Here is a 19,418-nt window from a genome sequence, read left to right on the forward strand (position 1 = left end):
CCGCTCCTGCGATCAGCCCTGCATGCCGGCGAGCTTCGTGTCGGTCATGGCGAGCACCTCGTCCGGCACGAAGAAGTCCGCAGCCAGCGCTCCCGTCGCGCCCGGCGCGTAGGCGGAGAAGTCGCTCACGCCTTCCTCGCGCAGCACCAGTTCGTCGATGAAGAAATTGCCGGTGCAGTCGCGCGCGGATCGGTTCAGGATCGCATGCGCGGCATCCGCCATGATGTCGGGCAGCCGGCTCATCGAGGCCATCGCGTCGCCGCCGAGCAGGTTGCGCACGGCCGCCGTGTCGATCGCCGTGAGCGGCCAAAGCGAGTTCACCGCGATGCCGTCGCGGGCGAACTCGGCGCTCATGCCCAACGTGCACATCGACATGCCGAATTTCGCCATCGTATAGGCGACGTGGTTCCTGAACCATTTCGGGTCCATGTCGAGCGGCGGCGCGAGATTGAGAATATGCGGGTTCTGCGCCTTCTTCAGGTGCGGGATGCAGGTCTTCGAGACGAGGAAGGTGCCGCGCGTGTTGATCTGGTGCATCAGGTCGTAGCGCTTCATGTCGGTTTCCAGCGTGCCGGTGAGCTGGATGGCGCTGGCATTGTTGATGCAGATGTCGATGCCGCCGAAAGCGTCGACCGTCGCCTGCACCGCCTCCGCCACCATCTCCTCGCTGCGGATGTCGCAGAGCACCGGCAGCGCCTTGCCGCCGGCCTGCTCGATCAGCGCGGCGGCCGTGTGGATGGTGCCCGGAAGCTTCGGATGCGGCTCGGCGGTCTTGGCCGCGATGGTGACGTTGGCGCCGTCGCGCGCCGCGCGCAGGGCGATCGCGAGGCCGATGCCCCGCGATCCACCGGAGATGAACAGGGTCTTTCCCTTCAGCGACATGGCATGCTCCCGCATCGTGTTACGGGCGCATCCTTGCCTGCGCAGGGGTGCGACGCAAGCTACCGTGTCAGTCCTTGCCGGAAAGCTGGCGCAGGAAGTCGCGGACGCGCATCAGTTCGGGTGCGATCAACCCGTCCTGGGTCAGGTGCTCGTGGATGTAGCGATCGAGGTCCCGCCGCGCGCGCCAGAGGTCGTAGCCTTCGACCGGCGGCAATGACGGTGCATCTTCCACCGGACGCTTCTTGACTGCGGACATCCCCATCCCTCGCGTGGGCAAATGCCGTCTGTATTCCACAAGGCGCTCATAGACACATTGCGCTTAGTCAATTCGCCGGCGAAAAATCGCCCGGCCCGCCGCGGCGGTCGTCCGAAGGCGCCGCACCACGGCCACCCTCACTCTTCGCCGGCCTCGAGCCCCCATTGCTCGACCAGTTTCGGGTGGACCAGCTTTGCGTGGAGCGTCAGGAGCACCACGTCGGCGTCGAACCCCTCGCCCGCCTCGATCGCGGCCTCCAGCCGCCGCTCCGCGTCCTCGGCCGGCTGCGGGCCGTTGGCGATCGTGAAGGCCTCGGGGCCGAGCGCGCAATAGGCAAACAGCCAAGCCGTGAAGGGATAGGCGTGCGCGGGCGGCTCGCCCGCCGGATCGTGGTCCTTCATCAGGTTGACCAGCGCCAGCTTGGCGCCTTCCGGCACGCGGGCCGGATGCAGGTCGAAGGCGCGCAGCGCGTCGTCGAGAAGGCGCAGGTCCTCCGACCGCCCGAAACGCCCAAGAAACCCGAAAGAAGATCCGCGCCTGGCCATGCAACCTCCCTTTCGCCGCGCGACACCCGATCGCGGCGATCTCGACCCCACATCGGCATCGGCCGCGCCCCGTTCAAGAGGCCGCCGCCGGTTCTGCCCCGGCCGGTCCGGCGCCGGCCGGCCTCAGTCCGGCTTGCGCTCGATGAAACGCATGCGGTTGCTGAAGGGATCGGTCACCTGCATCTCGGCGCCCCAGTCCTGGTCGACGATCCCCGGCTTCATGTAGCGATAGTCCTTCGCCTTCAGCTCGGCGTGGAAGGCGGCGATGCCGGTCATGAAGACCACCATGTTGCCGCCGGGTGTTGCGTCGCCGGCATGTTCCGACAGGTGCAGCCGCAGATTTGCCCGCGAGACCTGGCAGTAGAGCGGAAAATCGTCGCCGAAGCGATGCTCCCAGTCCACCGAGAAGCCGAGGAAGCCGCAGTAGAACTCGCGCGCCTTGGCCTCGTCGAAGATGCGCATGATCGGCACTGGCGGTTCGAAGGCGAAAGGCGCGTCTCCCGCGCCCTCGCCGTCCGTCGTGCCGGCCGCGCCGATCTTCGCCGAAAGCACGTTCCAGTTCGGCAGGCCGAACTGCCGCGCCACCAGTTCGAGCGCGGCCGAGTGCGTGAGGTCGACGCCCGTCTCGCGCATGGCCTCGCGCAGCGACTTCGCCATCGCCTTGGCGTCCAGATATGTCCGCATGAAGAGTGTCCGATCCTTCCATAGGCGGCGGAACAGTCTCCGGCGCCCGCGTTGCCGGTGTCGTCCACCGAGGGAGAGACCGGTTTAAGGATGGTTCCTGCGCGTTCGCCATCCCCTTTCGGGGTGCGGGCTGCGGGCCGCGCCAGCCCGGGACCTACTATAGGCAGGCCGGCGCAGGACGGTCAACGACCCGCCTCGCCCCGCAGGCGAGCACCCCAAAGGGAACAAAACGGACACGCTCGCTGGCCTTTGCCGGGCGAATCATTACATTCGGGCGCATGTCAGACTTTCCCGATATGCCGTTCTTCGACGAGGACGACGCCCGGCCCCCCCGTCCCGCCGCGGGCGGCGGCGGCATCGCCGCGCGCGCCATGGCCGCGCGCCAGCCGAAGGCCGTGGACTATCTCTCCGGGCTCAACCCCGAGCAGCGGCGTGCGGTGGAGACGACCGAGGGTCCGGTGCTGGTGCTGGCCGGCGCCGGCACCGGCAAGACGCGGGTGCTCACCACGCGCATCGCCCACATCCTGGCCACCGGCCGCGCCTGGCCCTCGCAGATCCTGGCCGTCACCTTCACCAACAAGGCCGCGCGCGAGATGAAGCACCGCATCGGCGTGCTGGTCGGCGAGGCGAACGTCGAGGGCATGCCCTGGCTGGGCACCTTCCACTCGATCGGCGTCAAGATCCTGCGCCGCCATGCCGAGCTCGCCGGCCTGCGCTCCGACTTCACCATCCTCGACACCGACGACGTCATCCGGCTGATCAAGCAGCTGATCCAGGCCGAGGGGCTGGACGACAAGCGCTGGCCGGCGCGCCAGTTCGCGCAGATGATCGACGGCTGGAAGAACAAGGGTCTGGCGCCGAAGGACATTCCGGAAGGCGACGCGCGCGCCTTCGCCAACGGCAAGGGCCGAGAACTCTACGCCGCCTACCAGGAACGGCTGAAGACGCTGAACGCCTGCGATTTCGGCGACCTGCTCTGCCACCCGATCCGACTCCTGCGCGACAATCCCGACGTGCTGGCCGACTATCACCGGCGGTTCAAGTACATCCTCGTCGACGAGTACCAGGATACGAACACCGCGCAGTACATGTGGCTCAGGCTTTTGGCGCAGCGGCCGAAGCAGCCCTCTTCTCCCCGTTCACGGGGAGAAGATGCCGGCAGGCAGATGAGGGGCGGCGCGACGGTCAGCGAGGATGGCACCGGCCCCTCATCCGCCCCTTCGGGGCACCTTCTCCCCGTGGACGGGGAGAAGGAAAGACCCACCGTCAACATCTGCTGCGTCGGCGACGACGACCAGTCGATCTACGGCTGGCGCGGGGCGGAGGTGGACAACATTCTGCGCTTCGACAAGGATTTCCCCGGCGCCGCGATCATCCGTCTCGAGCGCAACTACCGCTCCACCGCCCACATCCTGGGGGCCGCCTCCCATCTCATCGCCCACAACGAGGGCCGGCTCGGCAAGACACTGTTCACCGAGAAGTCCGACCCCGAGGACGCGAAGGTGCAGGTGCATGCCGCCTGGGACTCCGAGGAGGAGGCGCGCGCGGTCGGCGAGGAGCTGGAGCAGATCGAGCGCAAGGGCGGATCGCTCAACGACGTCGCCATCCTGGTGCGCGCCTCGTTCCAGATGCGCGAGTTCGAAGAGCGCTTCATCACGCTCGGCCTCGCCTACCGCGTCATCGGCGGCCCGCGCTTCTACGAGCGCCAGGAAATCCGCGACGCCATGGCCTATCTCAGGGTCGTGTCCAATCCCACCGACGACCTCGCCTTCGAGCGCATCGTCAACGTGCCGAAGCGCGGGCTCGGCGACGCCGCCGTGCGCCAGCTGCACGACGCCGCGCGTACGCTGGGCGTCCCCATGATCGAGGCGGCTCGGCGGCTGGCCGAGAGCGACGAGATGAAGCCCAAGCCGCGTGCCGCGCTGCGCGAGCTCGCCGCCTCGTTCCTGCGCTGGCAGGAGGCGCTGGAGGCGACGCCGCACACCGAGCTGGCCGAGATCATCCTGGAAGAGAGCGGCTACACCGACATGTGGAAGGCCGACAAGTCGGCCGAGGCGCCGGGGCGGCTGGAGAACCTCAAGGAGCTGATCCGCTCCATGGACGGCTACGAGAGCCTGCGCGGCTTCCTCGAGCACGTCGCGCTGGTCATGGACACCGAGCAGACCGAGGCGACCGATGCCGTCTCGATCATGACGCTGCACTCGGCCAAGGGGCTGGAGTTCGACACCGTCTTCCTGCCCGGCTGGGAGGAAGGCCTGTTCCCGCACCAGCGCGCGCTCGACGAGGGCGGCCGATCGGGGCTGGAGGAGGAGCGGCGGCTGGCCTATGTCGGCGTCACCCGCGCCAAGCGCGTGCTGCACATCTGGTTCGTGTCGAACCGGCGCATCCACGGCCTGTGGCAATCCACCATCCCGTCCCGCTTCCTCGACGAACTGCCCGAGGCGCATGTCGAGGTGGCCGATGCCGGCCAGTCCTATGGCGGCTACGGCGGCGGTTCCGGATATGGCGGCCAGGGTTCCGGCTATGGCGGCACCCAGGGCTCCGGCCGCTTCTCCGACGGCAATGCCGGCCGCCGCAACCCCTACGGCGCCTCGCGCTTCGACACTCTGGGCGGCGGCGCGGCGAGCGGTTCGGGCGCCGGCGGCGCTTCAGGCGGCACGGGCGGACGCGGCGGCACGGGCGCATCAGGCGGCCAGGGCGGCGGCTCCGGCGGCCAAGGCGGCGCCTTCTCCAACACCTACGCCACGCCCGGCTGGGCGCGCGCCCAGAAGAACCGCACCGAAGCCACCGACCGCAACTGGGGCAACCGCTCCGGCCATGCCGTCGAGCGCATCGGCTACGGCGAGACCGACTCGGGCTACGGCGCCGGCCGCGGCTCGGTCAAGGGCCGCGTCATCGAGGGCGAACTGGTGGCCAAAAGCGTCTCCGACACCCCGTCGGCCTTTTCGGTCGGCGACCGGGTGTTTCATCTGAAGTTCGGCAATGGGAACATCTCGGCGATCGAAGGCAACAAGCTGACGATCGATTTCGACAAGGCGGGGCAGAAGCGGGTGCTGGACGGGTTTGTGGAGAGGGTGTGAGGTTTTTCCTCCTCCCCGACACCCTCCGGCCGAACGGCCCCGTCCCGGCTCGGATCACGCCGCCCCACCATCGGGGCACGTGCCCGCCTCTCCCTCCTGTCCCGTCGGCCGAAGATGCCGAAAACGGCGGAGCGCGTTTCCTCGCCCCCCATCGGGGGGAGAGGTGGCCCGGGCGCAGCCCGGGACGGTGAGGGGGGCAGGCGCAAGCGTTCGCGCCCTTGCATCGACCGGACTTCGTAATTCCCCACTCCTAGCGTATTGCGTTCTTTCTGGACCGGCCTCCCCCTCACCGTCTCGGGCTTCGCCCGAGCCACCTCTCCCCCATGGTCATGGGGGAGAGGAAACGCGCTCCACCGTCGCGTCCCCGCCCCTTGCCCCTCCCCGCCCCGCATGCCATCCCTGCCCCATGCACAGCGTCACCATCCCCGACACCTTCCGCGAAAAAATCGCCCGCCGGCGCGGGCGGTTCGAGATCTTCGACCGGCTCGACCCCGCCCGCACGGCGNGCCGGCGCGGGCGGTTCGAGATCTTCGACCGGCTCGACCCCGCCCGCACGGCGCTCGTCGTCGTCGACATGCAGAAGGCCTTCGTGGCCGAAGGCGCGCCCGTGGAGGTGCCGCTGGCGCGGGGGATCGTGCCCAACGTCAACCTGCTCGCCGGCGCCTGCCGCGCGGCCGGGGCGCCGGTGGTGTGGATCAGGACGACGCTGACCGACGAGACCGGCGCGCATCCCTGGCCGGTGTTCTTCGAACATTTCAACACGCCCGAAAGCGGCGCGCGGCTGCTGGCCGCCTTGAGCGAGAACTCGCCCTGGCACGGGCTCGCCGAGGGTCTCGCGGTCGAGCCCGGCGACCTGCACGTGTCGAAGAACCGCTTCTCCGCCTTCATCCAGGGCGCGTCGACGCTCGACATGGTGCTGCGCGCGCGCGGCATCGACCACGTCGTCATCTGCGGCACGCTGACCAACCGCTGCTGCGAGAGCACGGCGCGCGACGCCATGATGATCGGCTACCGGGTTGTCTTCGTCGAGGACGCCAACGCCGCCGTGACCGACGAGGAGCATGTGGCGGCGCTCATCAACGTCGCTGCCACCTTCGGCGACGTGCGGCGGACGGACGACGTGGTCGGCATGCTGGGCTGACGGCGGAGAGCGAGGCGAGGCACGGGAACGTAAGTGCGTCCTTCGAGGCTCGCCCGCCGGGACCCGTAAACACTGGTCCAATACCGTGCGGGCTCGCACCTCAGGATGAGGTCGTGCTGCTCAGGAGATCGGATAACGACCATCGCCGACACCCTTGGTCACGGAGTGAGGGCCGCCAAACATCGGTTCCGGGTCAGAGCGGCAGGGCGGAGCGGCCCTCATCCTGAGGTGCGAGCCCGCGCGACCTGTCGTAAGAGGGCGCAGACTTGGGCGGGCGAGCCTCGAAGGACGCACCACGCCCTACCGTGCTTCCCACTTGTCCAGGAACGCGCCGATCTCCAGCGCCTGCATGTCGGGCACGGCCTCGAACAGCCGCTCCCTCGGCCAGTCCCACCAGGCGAGCCGCTCCAGCCGCGCCGCGATGTCGGCGGCGAAACGAGGCCGCAGCAGGCGCGCCGGCGACCCGGCGACGATCGTGTAGGCGGCGACGTCCTTCGTCACAACGGCATTGGCGCCGACCGCCGCGCCGTTGCCGATGGTGACACCGGGCAGGATCACCGCGCCGTGGCCGATCCAGACATCGTGGCCGACCGTCACCGGCCGCGCCCGGCGACGCTCGCGAAAGGCCTGGTCGACGCCGAGATAGCGGAAATACTCGTTCGGCCGGTAGGTGAGCTTGTGGGTGGTGACGCGCTCCAGCGGGTGCTCCAGCGCATTGATGCGGCTGTTGGCGGCGATCGAGCAGAACTTGCCGATCCGCGCGTAGATGCCCTCGGCGTGGCGCTCGAAATAGGAATAGTCGCCCACCGTCACTTCGCGCAGGATCACTCTCTCGCCGACCGACACATGCCGGCCGAGCCGGCAGCCCTTCAGCTCGGCGGTGGGGTGGATGCGCGGTTCGTCGTCGGTGAAGCGGAGATCATCGGCCATGGCTGGGCTGTAGCGGGCGGCCCGCCGGGCGGCAAGCGGGAGCGCTTACTGCGGCTTGCCCTTCGTCCACTCGACCTGCTGGCCGTAGAGCGGCACGGTGGAGATCGCCATCTTGGCCGAGCCGTCCTGCACCTGGCGCGAATGCGACAGGTAGATCAGCGTCTCGTTCTTCTTGTCGTAGATGCGGTTCACCACCTGCTGCTTCCAGATCAGGCTGATGCCCTGGTTGAACACCTCCTCGCCGTCCTTCGACAGGTCGATGTCGCCGATCCGGAGCGGACCGGTCTGGCGGCAGGCGATGGAGGAATCCGACGGGTCCTCGAACCAGTTGCCCTTCTGCAGCCGGTCGACCAGCCCGCGCTCGAAATAGGAGACGTGGCAGGTCACGCCCTGGACCTCAGGATCGGAGATGGCCTCGATGATGATGTCGTTGCCCAGCCAGTCGACGCCGACTTCGCCGACCTCCTCGGCCCGCGCGGCGAGCGGAAAGGCGATGAGCGCCGCAAGGGCGGCCGTGGCGAGGGAGCGGATCATGGGCGTGTCTCCTGGAACTGTCGCCCCGCAGATGGGCGCTCGCGGCGCCTCGCGCAAGATTGATGCGGCAGCGACAACCGGCCGCCTTTGCACCGCGGCGCCGAAGCGCCTATATCGAGGCTCTACAAGACGAGAGAACCACGTCCCGATGTCCGCCCGCCCGGCCCTCCTGCCCGTAACGGCTCTCGCCGCGCTCGCCGCGGCGACCGGCATGGCGTTCGCGGCCTGGGGCGAGCACGGGCCGGCGATGTTCATGGCGCTCGCCGAAAGCGGGCTTTCCTGGTGCTTCTAGCGCATGTCCCCCGACCACAGGCGTAGGCGCCCGACAGCAAGAGTATGAACATGATGCGTGGAATCCTGGTCGGCATCGTGATCCTGATGGCCGGCGCCATCGGCTGGCTGACCTTCGACTGGTACCGCACGACGCATTCGGGCGAGGCCTTCGGCGACGCCTTCGCGCTCACCGACCAGTCCGGCCAGCCGATCACCGAGGCGGCCTTCCGCGGCCACCCGACGGCGGTGTTCTTCGGCTTCACCCATTGCCCGGAGGTCTGCCCGACAACGCTGTTCGAGCTCGACGGCTGGCTGAAGCAGCTGGGCAGCGAAGGCGAGGACATCCGCGCCTATTTCGTCTCGGTCGATCCGGAGCGCGACACGCCGGAGATCATGAGCACCTATGTCTCCAACGTGTCCGACCGCATCACCGGCATCACCGGCGAGACGGACAAGGTGGAGGCGATGGCAAAATCCTTCGGCATCTACTGGAAAAAGGTGCCGCTCGATGGCGGCGACTACACCATGGACCACACCGCCTCGATCCTGCTGCTCGGCCGCGACGGCGATTTCTTCGGCACCATCGCCTATGGCGAGAACCCCGACACGGCGATCGCCAAGCTGAAGCGGCTGGTTGCCGAGGGCTGAGGCTTGAAGCGCCGGGCCGGCTGAGGCAGGAAGGGCGCCCGGCCGCCCTTCCCCGCGCCGGCAAGACAGCCTCCGGAGATGCATCCCTTGCCGCAGACCAAGTTCTCCTTCACCGCGCCGCGTGCGCTTGCCCGGCGGGTCTACGGGCTCGTCGAGGCGGCGTTCGAGGAGGATGGCTGGCCCGTCGCGCTGACCGACATCGACGAGGACAAGGGACCCGCGCAGCGCATCGAAACCGTCGACCTCTATGTCGACGGCGACGGCGAAAGCGAGGCGGGGCGCCTGGAGCGGCTGCTTGAGCAGGAAGGCATCGAGGGGCGCTTCGCGCGCGAGATCCTGCCGGACACGGACTGGGTCACCGCCTCGCTCGAAGGCCTGACCCCGGTGCGCGCGGGGCGCTTCCTCGTCCATGGCAGCCACGACCGCGACAAGGTGCGCGCCAACGACCTCGCCATCGAGATCGAGGCCGGCCTCGCCTTCGGCACCGGCCACCACGGCACGACCGCCGGCTGCCTGGAAACGATCGAGAGCCTGGTGCGCAACCGGCAGCCGCGCCGCGTGCTCGACCTCGGGACGGGCAGCGCGGTGCTGGCGATCGCAGTGGCGAAGCTTGCGCGGGTGCCTGTGCTGGCCACCGACATCGATCCGATCGCGGTCGACGTGGCGCGCGGGAACGCGCGGCTCAACGGCGTCGGCGCCCTCGTGCGCTGCGTCACCGCCACCGGCTTCGGCCATGCCGAAATCGCCGCGCGCGCGCCCTACGACCTGATCGTCGCCAACATCCTGGCCAACCCGCTGATGAAGCTCGCGCCGAAGATGGCCGTGCACCTGGCGCCGGGCGGTTCGCTCATCCTGTCGGGAATCCTCGTGCGCCAGCGAAACGCGGTGGTGGCGACCTATGCCGGCCAGCGCTTCCGCCACGTCTCGACGCTGACGCGCGGCGACTGGGTGACCATCCATTTCGAGCGCGGCTGAGGGGGCTGCGGGGCAGCTGGACGTTCAGGCAACGCTTGCGCTCCACGGCGCCCCCCTCTGCCCTGCCGGGCATCTCCCCCACAAGGGGGGAGATCGGCAGCTTCGGCGCAGGCACTCTTCCTGTCTTGCCGGCGATTGGCTGAGACGGCCCCGACGGCCGATCTCCCCCCTCGTGGGGGGTCCGGAGGACGGGCGAGACCTGCGGCTCGCCCCGGCCGGCAGGCAGAGGGGGGCGCGACGAAGCGCAGGCTTGGGAGCAGCACTGCACACGACACCGCCCACAGAAACACCAAAGGCGGCTCTCCCGTCAGGAAGAAGCCGCCTTCGATCCATGCGGCGGGCGCAAGGCCCGCGCAGGCTGATCAGAACATGTAGTAGGCGCCGCCGCGCTTCTTGAGGTCGGCGCGGTCGTAGCCGTGCGACTTCAGCGTCTCGTCGTCGAGCATGAGGAGCGCGCCGTTGACGTAGCGGCTCACCTGGCGCTGCCGGGCCTCGACGAGCGCGTCGACCGCATTGCGGAAAAATCCGTTCTTGGTGGCCATGTCGAATGTCCTTCGTGGCTGGAGTGAATGTGTCCTCCACTGGTTTGAAAGGTAAGTCTGACTGACCTTTTCCACCAGAGCCGATGCCGCATGCCACCCATGCATCCTTCGCATATGCGAAATGAACTTGTGCGGCGCAGCAGAAGCGGAATTCGCCATGCCGGTCCGGCGTCCGTGCGCGCGGATGGTTCAACCGGCGCGTCGAATCCTCTAGGGTCCCGCCGACCTCGCATCAGACGGACCCGCCATGTTCCAGAGCTTCGACACCATCGCCGACCCTTCGCTTGCCGGCCCGCGCGTGGCGTGGCTGCGTGCCTGGCTGGCCGGGCAAGGCCTCGACGGCTTCCTCGTGCCGCGGGCGGACGAACACCAGGGCGAATATGTACCGGCGCGGGCCGAGCGGCTGCAGTGGATCACCGGCTTCACCGGCTCGGCGGGCGTCGCGCTGATCCTGTCGGAGCGGGCGCATCTCTTCGTCGACGGGCGCTACACGCTGCAGGCGGCACAGCAGGCCGATCCGGCGATCTTTGCCGTCGAGAGCCTGATCGAGACGCCGCCGCCGGCCTTCATCCGTGAGCACCTGGCCGAAGGCCTCGCCATCGGCTTCGATCCCTGGCTGCACACGATCGGCGACGCCGCGGCGCTGAAGGGCGCGGTGGAGGCACGCGGGGGGCGCCTCGTCGCGCTCGACCGCAACGCCGTCGATGCCGTCTGGGACGACCAGCCGGCCCCTCCCCTCGAGCCCGTCGAGATCCACCCCGAGCCCTTCGCCGGGCGGCTGGCGAAAGACAAGCTCGCCGATCTGGCCGGGGCCGTCGCCAAAGCGGACGCGGATTGCTGCGTCCTCACCGATCCGGCCTCGCTTGCCTGGGCCTTCAACATCCGCGGCAACGACGTGCCGCACACCCCGCTGGCGCTGGGCTTCGCCATCCTGCGCGCCGAGGGCCTGCCGCTGCTGTTCATGGACAAGCGCAAGCTGCCGATGCGCACGGAGGCCTATCTGACCCAGCTTGCCGACCTTATGCCGCCGTCGGCCCTCGACGACGAACTGAGGCGGCTTGCGGCCTCGGGCGCGAAGGTCGGCCTCGACACGGCACTCGCGGCCGAGAAGCTGCGCATGGTGATCGAGGAGAACGGCGGCACCGTGGTCTCGATGGCCGACCCCGTGCGCCTGCCGCGTGCGATGAAGAACGCGGCCGAGCTTGCCGGCACGCGCGCCGCCCACCGCCGCGACGGCGTGGCGGTGACGCGGTACCTTGCCTGGCTCGACCGCCAGCAGCCGGGCACCGTCGACGAGATCGGCGCGGTGACGGCGCTGGAGAAGGCCCGCAGCAAGGCCGGCGAGGAGGCGCAGATGCCGCTGCGCGACATCTCCTTCGACACGATCTCGGGCGCCGGGCCGAACGGCGCGATCATCCACTACCGGGTGACGACGGCGACCAACCGGATGCTTGGCGACGGCGAGCTGTTCCTCGTCGATTCCGGCGCGCAATACCAGGACGGCACCACCGACATCACCCGCACGGTGCCGATCGGCCAGCCGAGCGAGGAGATGCGCCAGCGCTACACGCTGGTGCTGAAGGGCCTGATCGGCATCTCGCTCCTGCGCTTTCCCTCAGGCACGCGCGGCGCCGACATCGACGCGGTGGCGCGGATGGCGCTGTGGAAGGCCGGGCTCGACTACGGCCACGGCACCGGCCACGGCGTCGGCTCCTACCTCTCCGTCCACGAGGGACCGCAGCGGATCGCCAAAACCGGCACCGAAAAGCTCCTGCCCGGCATGATCCTCTCCAACGAGCCCGGCTACTACAAGGCCGGCGCCTACGGCATCCGGCTGGAAAACCTGATCGTCGTCACCGATCCGCAGGCGATCGACGGCGGCGACAAGCCCATGCACGGCTTCGAAACCCTCACGCTGGCGCCCTTCGACCGACGGCTGATCGTGGCGGAGATGCTGACACAGGAGGAGCGGGACTGGCTCGACGCGTATCATGCTCGGGTGGTGGCGGAGATCGGGCCGATGCTGGAGGGGGAGGATCGGGCGTGGCTGGAGGGGATGGCAAGGCCGGTGTGAGGGGGATGGCGGATCAGAATACGAGCGCTTTCGTCCGGATTTGATCGGAAAATGCAATTTCGAAGTGGAGACTGGACGTTGACATGCTTGCTGTTCGGATGATTGACTGGGCTTTCGATACGGTATGCCCGGACGCCGGGTACACTCATGCCGAACAGACGAGATTTCGACAGGCTCACGCGGGCCATATGCGCGGGCTACGGGTATTGCGGCAGCCTGCACGAGGGCTGGTATTCTCACGTCACCGACTTCATACCGGCGGAAGGAACGGTGACGGCCGATGAGTTCGTCGATTGGGTTCTTCTGGCAGATCGCGAGCCAACGCGCGGCGATCCTCGAAGAATGGTCATGCGCGAGCGGCTCCGCAGTTGCTTCATTGGTTACTTGGGCTCTCCGTTCGTAGATGCGAAGAAGCTGCGTCATCAGCGAAGCAAGGCAATCTCACGTCAATTGAGACTCGATAGACGTTGAAATTTCGACTCCTTCATCCCGGGGACAAGTCCGAGGATGACGGAGCCGGAGCCGGGGCAACGCTCGTTCGCCGTTGCTGTCGAAGCCACCTGCGTCGGCGGCTTCTCACCTGGCGGTTGCGTGGTATGGTGATATCATACCACGCCATCTAGCCTTGGGAGCCGTCATGCCCGCCACCGAAAAGCGGACGTTCACGTTGCCCGTGGAGCAAAGCAGCTTCATCGACCAACTGGACCAGTCCGGGTCTTCTGCGTCCGCCGGCGGATTCGTTCGCGTCGGTCTTCGTGCGCTGCAGGAACGCGACGAGGCCGTCGAACGGTGGCTGCGCGACGAGGACGCCCCGGTCTACGACGCCATGAAGGCCGATCCGTCGCGGGGCATTCCCGTCGAGGACGCCTTCGCCGCCGTGCGCGCCCATCATGCCGCGCGGCTCAAGGACGCGATGTGATGCGGGTGATCGTCTTTTCGCCGGAAGCGCGGGAGCATGTGCGCATGCTTCCCCGGTTCGCCTTGAGTCTCGGTATCATCCTGGCAATGCTCGCCATCGGCGGGGCCGATGCAGACGCCGCGAACTCCTGCCCGGGCGCGGACCAGGCAACGGAACGCCGTAAGCTCGAACGACTCCTGTCGGCGAACGACGTCTCGAAAAACGAACGGGCCTTCCTGCTGGCCGGCGCAGCTGCGCGCCTGAAAGAGGTTCAAGCGCGAAATCTCAACGCGCGCGGCCGAGCATGCGGGATCGACAATGTTCGAGCGCACATCCTCGCTTGCATGAACAGCACTCTTCCGCCCTTGCTCGGCGACGTTCCGGCGGACAGGAAGGCTACCAGCGGATTTTGGGGACGCAAGAAACTGTCGGCACGCGCTGCCGGGTTCATAGCAATGTTCCACGCTTGCCGCGCAGGCACCATGAAGACCTTTCTTTCAGGCTGACCGGTCTTTGGTGCTCGCACCGGGTCGCAGGCCGCCAGGTGTCGGCCCCTGTCTCACCCTCACTTCTCCCACCGCGGCCGGCGCATGCGAAACACCTCCTGCACCGCCGCATAATCCATGTACCCCAGCCGCGCGAGGTTCTGCGCCTTTGCGCTGTCGAAAAGCCCGTCGGTCAGGCACGCGTCATCGATGTGGACACCGATCACCTGCCCCGTCACCACGGTCACGCCGGCCTTCGAGCCGTCGAGAAGTTTCGGCTGGTGGATCTCCGTCACCCGGCATTCCAGCGCCGCATGGGCCTCGGCGACGCGCGGGGCTGCGACGAGGCGGGAGGGCGCGGGCGTCAGGCCGGCATAGCCGAACTCGCTGGTGCCGCGCGGGGCGTCCACGGACGTCGCGTTCATCTTGTCGGCGAGGTCGAGGGTGACGAGGTTGGCCACGAACTCGCCGGTCTCCCGGATGAAGGTGACGCTGTCCTTCTCGCCCTCGGACGAGAACCAGACCAGCATCGGCTTCGACGACAACGCGTTGAAGAAGGAATAGGGGGCGAGGTTGAGGTCGCCTTCGGCTGACCGGCTGGAGATCCAGCCGATCGGGCGCGGGGCGACGATCGCCTTCAGCGGGTCGTGCGGCAGGCCGTGGCCCCTGTCGGCTTCGTAGAACATCTCAAGCCCCCCACGGTCCGGCATAGTCGCTGACCAGCGCGGCCGGGTCGGGGCGCGGACGCTCGGCGATCTCGCCCGCATGGTTGCCGATGTGGACGAAGCCGACCACGCGCTCCTCGGGCGCGAGACCCAGGATGGCGCGCCCCTCTTCCACGTCCGAATACCAGTTGGTGATGAGATTGGCGCCATAACCCAGCGCATTGGCGGCGATGATCAGGTTCATCGCGGCCATGCCGGCCGACAGGAACATCTCCCACTGCGGGATCTTCGGATTGGCCTTGGGCACGAAGACCACGCCGATCACCAGCGGCGCGCGCGAGAAGCGGGTGCGTTCCTGCTCGATGCGGGCGGGCGGCAGCTCGCCCTCGCGCTTCACGGCGAGTTCGGCCAGCTTGCCGCCGATGGCGACACGCGCGTCGCCGCGATAGAGGATGAAGCGGAAAGGTGCCAGCCGGCCGTGGTCTGGCACGCGCGCGGCAATCCGCAGCATGGTTGCGATCGCGTCGTCGCCCGGCCCCGGGCCGGCGAGTTCCTGGATCGGCGCGGACTTGCGGGCCAGCATGAAGTCGATGACGGATGAATTCAAAGGGCGTTTCCTTGCGGTCTGTCTGTGTTGGAAAGTTGCGGCGGTGCGGGCCACGTGCCTGCCGGGGGCCTTGAAATTGCCACCGCATTGGGCTTGATGGCAACCCGATGCACGAAGACACGCCGTTCACCGCCAGACGCAGCCTGCGCGCCCTCGTGGCGGCGGTGATTCTTTCGTGCGGCTGCAGTGCCGCTTTCGCCCAATCAGGGACTACCCCGCCGCCCCAGGCGCCCGCCGCGAGCGGGTTCAGCGGCGTCGAACGCGGTCCCTCCCTTCCCTTCGTCGGCACCCAGCCGGTGACGCTGTCGGCCCAGCTCACGGCCGAATCGCCGGAGCTGACGCGCGGCCTGATCTGGCGCATCTTCAAGCCCGAGGCGGGCGACGACGGCAAGCTGCCGCTGGTGATGGCCGAACAGGGCGGGACACGCACCTTCGACCTCGCGCCGGGCAGCTACCTCGTCCATGCGGCTTTCGGCCGGGCGGGCGCGACGAAGCGGATCAGCGTCGGCGAAGAGCCGCGGGTCGAGAACTTCGTCCTCGATGCCGGTGGCCTGAAGCTCAACGCGACGCTGGCGGGCGGATCGCGGCTGGCCCCCGCAAAGGTGCGTTTCGACGTGCTGGAGGCCGAGGAAGGTGACGACGGCGAGCGCGCGATGATTGCGCCGCAGGTGCGCCCGAACAGCGTGGTCCGTCTGAATGCAGGTGTCTATCACGTGGTGTCCTACTACGGGCAGGTGAACGCCGTCATCCGCTCCGACATCCGCATCGATCCGGGCAAGCTCACGGTCGCGACCATGGAGCACAAGGCGGCGCAGCTTTCCATGAAGCTGGTGCGGGCGGCAGGCGGCGAAGCGATCGCCGACACGGCCTGGTCGGTGCTCACCGATTCGGGCGACGTGGTGCGCGAATCGGTCGGCCCTTTCGCCGCGATGGTGCTGGCCGAAGGCGACTACACGGTGATCGCCAACAACCGCGACCGCATCTACCAGCGCAGCTTCACGGTGAAGTCCGGCCAGGACGAGGACATCGAGCTGATCACCACCCGCGACCTCGCCGACATCGGCGCCGACGGGACCGAGAAGGCGCCGGTCGAGTAGATCGCCGTCGGCCCGACCTGCGATCGCCAGACGGGCGATCGCTAGACCGGTAGGCGCGCGCCGCCGGGCCGGCGTGGCAGGCGGATGCGCCGGCGGGCCGGTTTTGCAGGCGGCGCCATCGAGAACACGGCCTCCTTGAGGAAGCCCAGCAGCGCCTTGCGGTCGCGGATCGGCTCCATCTCGCTCCAGGGGATGACGCGGCCGATGCGCGCGTCGAGCGTCTTGCCGGAGAGCCTGGCGAATTCATGGATCAGCAGCGACGTGCGCAGCGTCAGCGAGATGTTGCCGATCAGCCGCGGGATCGGCCGCTTGTCGGCGGTCAGATCCATGTGGCGGCTGACGATGTGGAAGAGACGTCCGCACTGGCCGTCGAAATAGAGCGGAACGACCGATGCCTTCGCATCCTGCACCAGCCGGGCCGCAAAGATCTTCCACGGCAGGTCTTCGGCGCGGCCGAAGCCCTTCGGCGCCGTGGCGACCCCGCCTGCGGGAAAGATGACGATGGTGACGCCCTCGCGCAGCAGCCGCAGCGCCTCGTGCCGGACCTCGAGATTGTTCTTCAGCGCTTCCCTGGTCTCCGAGAAATCGACGGCGAGCGAATAGGGCGCGATCTCCGGCACCTTCAGGAGTTCGGAATTGATCATCACCTTGAACGGCCGGCCAAGCTGCTCGGCCAGCGACAGCACGGCGATGCCGTCGCCGATGCCATACGGGTGATTGGCGATGATCACGAGCGGCGCGTCCGGCACCGGCTGCGGCGGCCAGGCTATGTCATGCCTCACCTTCACGTCGATCAGGTCGAGCATGCGGCCGAAGATACGATCGCCCGTCGGCACGATCTCGTTGCGCCAGATGCCGTAGAGCGCGGCGTAGCGATCGCGGCCGGCCATGCCTTCGATGGAGCGGATGACCCAGCGCTTCAGGCGCGGCTGGCTGTCGTTGGCATAGGACAGCTCCGGGAATGGAATCGAGCGGCTGCGCAAGCGGGGCATCATGGCCCCGATATGCGCGCGATCCATGACAGGCGGATGAAGGCCGCGCGGCGAACGGGGGAGGTCTGCCCTCCCCCGTCACGCTTCGATCAGGCCGCGTCCGCCAGGGCGCGGCGGCGGCGCAGGTCCGGCGGCACCGCCTCGTCGCCAAGCGTCGCCAGAGCCTCGCCGAGCGCCATCGAGTGCTGGTCGCGCGAACCGAGGCGGCGGATGTTGACGGTGCCTTCCTCCGCCTCGCGCTTGCCGCAGACGAGCATGACCGGCACCTTGGAGTGGCTGTGCTCGCGAACCTTGTAGTTGATCTTCTCGTTGCGGAGGTCGGCCTCGGCAACCAGCCCCAGCGCCTTGAGCTTCTTCACCACGTCGCGCGCATAGTCGTCGGCCTCCGACGTGATGGTGGCGACGACGACCTGCACCGGCGCGAACCAGAGCGGCAGGTGGCCGGCATAGTTCTCGAGCAGGATGCCGAGGAAGCGCTCCATCGAACCGCAGATGGCGCGGTGGACCATGACCGGCCGCTTCTTCTCCGAGTCCTTGTCGATGTAGAAGGCGCCGAAACGCTCCGGCAGGTTGAAGTCGACCTGCGTGGTGCCGCACTGCCATTCACGGCCGATCGCGTCGCGCAGGACGTATTCGAACTTCGGGCCGTAGAAAGCGCCCTCGCCCGGGTTGATCGAGGTCTTGATCCTGCCGCCCGACTGGCTGGCGATGGTCTCCAGCACCCCGCTCATGATCGCTTCGGCGTGATCCCAGGCCTCGTCGGAGCCGACACGCTTCTCCGGCCGGGTCGAGAGCTTCACGCTCACCTCCTCGAAGCCGAAATCGGCATAGGTCGACAGGATCAGGTCGTTGATCCTGAGGCATTCGGCTGCGAGCTGCTCCTCGGTGCAGAAGACATGGGCGTCGTCCTGCGTGAAGCCGCGCACCCGCATCAGCCCGTGCAGCGCGCCCGACGGCTCGTAGCGGTGGACATTGCCGAATTCGGCATAGCGGATCGGCAGTTCGCGGTAAGACTTCAACCCGTGCTTGAAGATCTGCACGTGACCGGGGCAGTTCATCGGCTTGATGGCGAAGACCCGGTGGTCGGCCTCCTCGTCGTCGGGATTGGTGAAGGCGTGGGCCGACTTCACCGCAAACATGTTTTCCTGGTACCAGCCCCAGTGGCCCGACGTCTCCCACAGCGACTTGTCGAGGATCTGCGGCGCGTTCACCTCCTCATACGTGCCGTCGAGACGGCGGCGCATGTAGGAAACAAGGCTCTGGAACATGCGCCAGCCCTTGGAATGCCAGAACACGACGCCCGGCCCCTCCTCCTGGAAGTGGAACAGGTCCATCTCGCGGCCGAGCCGGCGATGATCGCGCTTTTCGGCCTCCTCCAGCATGTGGATGTAGGCGTCGAGCTGCTCCTGCGTCGCCCAGGCGGTGCCGTAGATTCGCGTCAGCATCGGGTTGTTTGAATCGCCGCGCCAGTAGGCGCCCGCCACCTTCATCAGCTTGAAGGCGTTGCCCACCTGCGCCGTCGAGGCCATGTGGGGCCCGCGGCAGAGATCGAACCAGTCGCCCTGGTAGTAGATCTTGAGGTCCTGGCCTTCCGGGATCGCGTCGATCAGCTGGACCTTGTAGCTCTCGCCCTTGTCCGCGAACACCTGGCGCGCGCGGTCGCGGTCCCACACCTCCTTGGTGAAGGGACGGGCGCGCTGGATGATCTCGCGCATCTTCTTTTCGATGACCGGGAAATCATCGGGCGTGAACGGCACGGCGCGGGAAAAGTCGTAGTAGAAGCCGTTCTCGATCACCGGTCCGATGGTGACCTGGGTATCGGGCCACAGTTCCTGAACCGCCTCCGCCAGCACATGGGCGGTGTCGTGGCGGATGAGTTCCAGCGCGCGCGGGTCGTCGCGGGTGACGATCTCGACGGCGCCCGAACGGCCGATCGGATCGGACAGGTCGCGGACCTCGCCGTCGAGCGCGTAGGCGACCGACTTCTTGGCAAGCGACTTCGAGATCGACTCCGCAAGCTGGGTGCCCGTCATCGCCGCGTCGTAGTCGCGTACGGAGCCATCGGGAAATTTCAGGGAAACCGGGGACATTTTCTCTCTCCTATCCAGTC

The 19,418-nt window shown here is 67.8% G+C and carries 20 protein-coding genes; 9 read left to right on the forward strand and 11 right to left on the reverse strand.

The genetic code is table 11. From position 1 onward, the window contains the following. Positions 1-12: 12 nt before the first annotated feature. The 4 genes from N1F91_RS04040 to N1F91_RS04055 form a co-directional block, all read right to left on the reverse strand. Positions 13-882: an NAD(P)-dependent oxidoreductase gene (locus N1F91_RS04040; RefSeq protein ID WP_289990455.1), complete on the reverse strand. Its 870-nt coding sequence runs from the start codon at positions 880-882 to the stop codon at positions 13-15. 67 nt (positions 883-949) lie between these two features. Then, complete coding sequence (locus N1F91_RS04045; protein WP_289990456.1) at positions 950-1,138, reverse strand: hypothetical protein; 189 nt, start codon at positions 1,136-1,138, stop codon at positions 950-952. Between the two features lie 137 nt (positions 1,139-1,275). Further along, positions 1,276-1,683 (reverse strand): hypothetical protein, encoded by a 408-nt coding sequence (locus tag N1F91_RS04050; RefSeq protein WP_289990457.1) that lies wholly within the window; start codon positions 1,681-1,683, stop codon positions 1,276-1,278. Between the two features lie 123 nt (positions 1,684-1,806). After that, on the reverse strand, positions 1,807-2,367 hold the full coding sequence (locus N1F91_RS04055; protein ID WP_289990458.1) for a glyoxalase superfamily protein: 561 nt from the start codon (positions 2,365-2,367) through the stop codon (positions 1,807-1,809). Positions 2,368-2,645: 278 nt separating this feature from the next. Between N1F91_RS04055 and N1F91_RS04060 the strand changes: the two genes are divergently transcribed. Together N1F91_RS04060 and N1F91_RS04065 are read left to right on the forward strand one after the other, a co-directional pair. Further along, on the forward strand, positions 2,646-5,447 hold the full coding sequence (locus N1F91_RS04060) for a UvrD-helicase domain-containing protein (protein WP_289990459.1): 2,802 nt from the start codon (positions 2,646-2,648) through the stop codon (positions 5,445-5,447). Positions 5,448-5,853: 406 nt separating this feature from the next. Then, the gene (locus N1F91_RS04065; protein ID WP_289990460.1) at positions 5,854-6,588 is read left to right on the forward strand and encodes an isochorismatase family cysteine hydrolase; all 735 of its coding nucleotides are present in this window, start codon (positions 5,854-5,856) and stop codon (positions 6,586-6,588) included. 300 nt (positions 6,589-6,888) lie between these two features. On the opposite strand, the gene N1F91_RS04070 is transcribed toward N1F91_RS04065, so the two are convergent. Together N1F91_RS04070 and N1F91_RS04075 are read right to left on the reverse strand one after the other, a co-directional pair. Next, positions 6,889-7,518: a DapH/DapD/GlmU-related protein gene (locus tag N1F91_RS04070; protein ID WP_289990461.1), complete on the reverse strand. Its 630-nt coding sequence runs from the start codon at positions 7,516-7,518 to the stop codon at positions 6,889-6,891. 45 nt (positions 7,519-7,563) lie between these two features. Beyond that, entirely contained in the window at positions 7,564-8,052 is a 489-nt protein-coding gene (locus N1F91_RS04075; protein ID WP_289990462.1) for a CreA family protein, read from the reverse strand. 148 nt (positions 8,053-8,200) lie between these two features. Here N1F91_RS04075 and N1F91_RS04080 point away from each other — a divergent pair, with 148 nt between their 5' ends. The 3 genes from N1F91_RS04080 to N1F91_RS04090 all read left to right on the forward strand — a co-directional run bounded on the left by N1F91_RS04080 (position 8,201) and on the right by N1F91_RS04090 (position 9,948). Further along, entirely contained in the window at positions 8,201-8,344 is a 144-nt protein-coding gene (locus tag N1F91_RS04080) for a hypothetical protein (RefSeq protein WP_289990463.1), read from the forward strand. A 50-nt stretch (positions 8,345-8,394) separates the two neighbouring features. Continuing rightward, positions 8,395-8,973 (forward strand): SCO family protein, encoded by a 579-nt coding sequence (locus N1F91_RS04085; RefSeq protein WP_289990464.1) that lies wholly within the window; start codon positions 8,395-8,397, stop codon positions 8,971-8,973. An 87-nt stretch (positions 8,974-9,060) separates the two neighbouring features. Continuing rightward, positions 9,061-9,948, forward strand: coding sequence for a 50S ribosomal protein L11 methyltransferase (locus tag N1F91_RS04090; RefSeq protein WP_289990465.1), 888 nt, complete (start codon positions 9,061-9,063; stop codon positions 9,946-9,948). A gap of 362 nt (positions 9,949-10,310) precedes the next feature. Here the strand turns inward: N1F91_RS04090 and N1F91_RS04095 are convergent, their stop codons facing one another. Further along, positions 10,311-10,490: a hypothetical protein gene (locus N1F91_RS04095; RefSeq protein WP_126699905.1), complete on the reverse strand. Its 180-nt coding sequence runs from the start codon at positions 10,488-10,490 to the stop codon at positions 10,311-10,313. A gap of 247 nt (positions 10,491-10,737) precedes the next feature. Here N1F91_RS04095 and N1F91_RS04100 point away from each other — a divergent pair, with 247 nt between their 5' ends. The 3 genes from N1F91_RS04100 to N1F91_RS04110 all read left to right on the forward strand — a co-directional run bounded on the left by N1F91_RS04100 (position 10,738) and on the right by N1F91_RS04110 (position 13,968). Continuing rightward, positions 10,738-12,564 carry an aminopeptidase P family protein gene (locus N1F91_RS04100; RefSeq protein ID WP_289990466.1) on the forward strand — a complete coding sequence of 609 codons (1,827 nt, stop codon included), beginning with the start codon at positions 10,738-10,740 and terminating at the stop codon, positions 12,562-12,564. Between the two features lie 637 nt (positions 12,565-13,201). Beyond that, complete coding sequence (locus N1F91_RS04105) at positions 13,202-13,483, forward strand: type II toxin-antitoxin system ParD family antitoxin (protein WP_289990467.1); 282 nt, start codon at positions 13,202-13,204, stop codon at positions 13,481-13,483. Next, positions 13,483-13,968: a hypothetical protein gene (locus N1F91_RS04110; protein WP_289990468.1), complete on the forward strand. Its 486-nt coding sequence runs from the start codon at positions 13,483-13,485 to the stop codon at positions 13,966-13,968. The genes N1F91_RS04105 and N1F91_RS04110 overlap by 1 nt, the downstream gene beginning before the upstream one ends. Positions 13,969-14,027: 59 nt before the next feature. Here N1F91_RS04110 and N1F91_RS04115 read toward each other — a convergent pair whose 3' ends face one another. Together N1F91_RS04115 and N1F91_RS04120 are read right to left on the reverse strand one after the other, a co-directional pair. Then, a complete protein-coding gene (locus N1F91_RS04115; RefSeq protein WP_289990469.1) occupies positions 14,028-14,633 on the reverse strand; it encodes a flavin reductase family protein in 606 nt (201 codons plus the stop codon). Between the two features lies 1 nt (position 14,634). Continuing rightward, positions 14,635-15,219: a nitroreductase gene (locus N1F91_RS04120; protein WP_289990470.1), complete on the reverse strand. Its 585-nt coding sequence runs from the start codon at positions 15,217-15,219 to the stop codon at positions 14,635-14,637. Between the two features lie 107 nt (positions 15,220-15,326). On the opposite strand from N1F91_RS04120, the gene N1F91_RS04125 reads away from it, so the two are divergent. Continuing rightward, entirely contained in the window at positions 15,327-16,316 is a 990-nt protein-coding gene (locus N1F91_RS04125) for a hypothetical protein (RefSeq protein ID WP_289990471.1), read from the forward strand. Between the two features lie 41 nt (positions 16,317-16,357). Here the strand turns inward: N1F91_RS04125 and N1F91_RS04130 are convergent, their stop codons facing one another. After that, positions 16,358-17,308 carry a lysophospholipid acyltransferase family protein gene (locus N1F91_RS04130; protein WP_289990575.1) on the reverse strand — a complete coding sequence of 317 codons (951 nt, stop codon included), beginning with the start codon at positions 17,306-17,308 and terminating at the stop codon, positions 16,358-16,360. An 89-nt stretch (positions 17,309-17,397) separates the two neighbouring features. Further along, entirely contained in the window at positions 17,398-19,398 is a 2,001-nt protein-coding gene (gene thrS / locus N1F91_RS04135) for a threonine--tRNA ligase (RefSeq protein WP_289990472.1), read from the reverse strand. Positions 19,399-19,418 lie beyond the last annotated feature (20 nt).

The organism is Aquibium sp. ELW1220, assembly GCF_030398385.1.
Lineage (GTDB): Bacteria > Pseudomonadota > Alphaproteobacteria > Rhizobiales > Rhizobiaceae > Aquibium.